Source organism: Sandarakinorhabdus rubra (genome assembly GCF_010994245.1).
In the GTDB taxonomy this organism is placed as follows: Bacteria; Pseudomonadota; Alphaproteobacteria; order Sphingomonadales; family Sphingomonadaceae; genus Sandarakinorhabdus; species Sandarakinorhabdus rubra.
The window spans coordinates 1-2,494 of the sequence record NZ_WMHO01000297.1 but is presented as its reverse complement, the minus strand read 5'-3'; the positions used below and the strand labels follow the sequence as shown (position 1 = coordinate 2,494).

Annotated in this window: 2 protein-coding genes; both read left to right on the top strand. The window is 71.6% G+C overall.

Going from position 1 to position 2,494, the window contains the following annotated elements:
- The coding region (locus GJV64_RS13625) for an HlyD family secretion protein (RefSeq protein ID WP_164157924.1) at positions 1-727 on the top strand (727 nt) is incomplete at its 5' end.
- A 3-nt stretch (positions 728-730) separates the two neighbouring features.
- Positions 731-2,494: glycosyltransferase family 2 protein (locus tag GJV64_RS13620; protein ID WP_164157922.1), on the top strand; the 1,764-nt coding region annotated here is incomplete at its 3' end.

Genomic DNA, 2,494 nt, shown 5'->3' with positions numbered 1-2,494 from the left:
CGAAGCCGTGCTGCAGCGTGACCGCATCGAGGCGCTGGCGCAGCAGCGCTTCGCCACCTTCACCCAGCGTGACCGGCTGCGCGCCCAGGCCGCTGCCAGCGCCCGCCGCTGCGCCGCCCTCGCCGATCAGGCCGAGGCCATGGCCATCGAGACGACCGCAGCCGGCCAGGGCCTCTATCTTGCCGGCGCCGCAATGGACGCCCCCTATGCCGACCAGCAGCGCGACCGGCTGCTGCTGCGCCGGCAGGAGCTGGAGATCATCGCCGCCGATGCCGAGGCGCGGCTGGCGGCGCTGGCCCTTCAGATCAGCGCCGAGGAGCAACGGCTGGCGCGCGCAACGGCCTTCGATGCCGTGCTGCCGGCCGGCACGGTGATCTGGTCACAGCCGGCGCCGAGGGGCACCACCGTGGCCCCCGGCGCCAGCCTGATCGAACTGGCCGATTGCCGCCGCCGCTATGTCGAGGTGACGCTGCCCGAACGCCGCATGGAGTCGATCCTGCCCGGCGAGCGGGTGGCGGTGCGGCTGATCGGCAGCGAGGACTGGCTGGAGGGGCGGGTGGCTTCGGCAGTGGGTGCGGCGGCGCGGCGCGATGGCGCCATGGTGGCCGCCAATCCCGACAAGGACGCCCGTGCGCTCACCGTGCTGGTGGCGCTGCCGCCGCCGGCCAGCCTGGCGCGCCGCTGCGATGTCGGCCGGCTCGCCGAAGTCCGCTTCCCGCGCTGGTAACGCATGCTGCCGGCGCTCGATACGGCCCCGCCGCTGCTGGTGGCAGCGCCGCTGCTGCTCACCATCGCCGGGCTGCTGGCGGCGCCGCTGCTGGGGCTGGACCGGCCGGCAACCCGCGCCGGTGTGGTGGCTGGCGTGGGCCTGGTCGCGGCCGCCTATCTCCACTGGCGGCTGGGCATCACCATCCCTTGGGACAGCCCGTGGCCGGCGCTGGGCTTCGCGCTCTTCTGCCTCGCCGTCGAACTGTTCGCGCTGTTCGATGCCGCAATCCTGTTTGCCGCGCTGCTGAGGCGCGCCAACCGCAGCGCCGAGGCCGACGCCGGGGAGGCCCGTCTGGCCGCCCGGCCGCGCCACCTGTGGCCGGCGGTGGACCTCATCATCGCCACCTACAACGAACCGCCGGAGGTGCTGGAGAAGACCATATTGGGCGCGCTCGCGGTCGACTGGCCGAACCTCAATGTCTGGGTGGCCGACGACGGCCGCCGCGCCTGGCTCAGGGACCTCAGCCTTGCCAAGGGCGCCGGCTACATCACCCGGCCCGACAACGCCCACGCCAAGGCCGGCAACATCAACCACGCGCTCACCCTCACGTCGGCGCCGTTCGTGGCGGTGCTGGATGCCGATTTCGTGCCGCAGCGGCGCTTCCTCACGCGCACCATGGGCTTCTTCGATGATCCGGCCATCGGCATCGTGCAGGTGCCGCACAGCTTCTACAACCATGATCCGCTGCAGCAGAACCTGGCGCTGCGGGACGCCCTGCCCGATGACCAGCGCTTCTTCTTCGAAGCCATCATGCCGGGGCGCGACGGCTGGGATGCCGCCTTCTGCTGCGGCTCCAACAGCATCACGCGGCGGGCCGCGCTGGCCACCATCGGCGGCGCGCTGCCGGCCGGATCGATCACCGAAGACATGCTGCTGAGCCTCGCGCTGCTGCAAAAGGGCTATGTCACCCGCTATCTGAACGAACCGCTGGCCTTCGGGCTGGCGCCGGAAAGCCTGGATGCCTTCTTCGTGCAGCGGGCGCGCTGGGCCCAGGGCGCGATGCAGATCCTGTTCCTGAAATCCGGCCCGCTGGGCCCCGGCCACAGGCTGCGCCACCGCCTGTTCTTCCTGCCGACGGCCTGGCTGTCGCAGGCGCTGATGCTGATCACCGCGCTGGTGGCGCCGTTGGTGTTCCTGTTCCTCGACGTGCCGCCGCTGGTGGGGGTGACGCCCGAGAGCGCCATCTTCCACCTCGTGCCGATGGTGGTGGCACAGGTGGGCGGCATCGTGCTCCTGGGCGGCGGCCGCTATTATCCGATCGCAGCCCAGGTGCTCGGCACATTCCAGAGCTTCCGGCTGCTGCCGGTGATCCTGAAGACGCTGATCAAGCCGCATGGCCACCCCTTCAAGGTGACGCCCAAGGGATCGGACGCACCCGGCGGCGGCGTCGAGACCGGGATCCTGGTCGCCTGCACGGGCCTGATGCTGGCGACATTGCTGGGCCTGGTGATCAACGCGGTGCCCGACACCCGCATCGTGGCGCAGGGCGCGCTGGTGCCGATGGTGGCCTTCTGGTGCGGCATCAACGTGGTGGTGCTGTTCCTCGCGGCGATGTTGTGCTTCGGGCGGCCGGCGCTGCGCGCCGAGGAGCGCTTCGCCCTCGATGAGCCGGTGGCCGTGTGGCGGCGCGGCCAGCGCGAGGCGGTGATCACCCACGGCATCGACATTTCGGTTTCCGGCATCGCGCTGGCCGGGGACGGCGTGGCGCGCGGCGAGCCGGTGCGG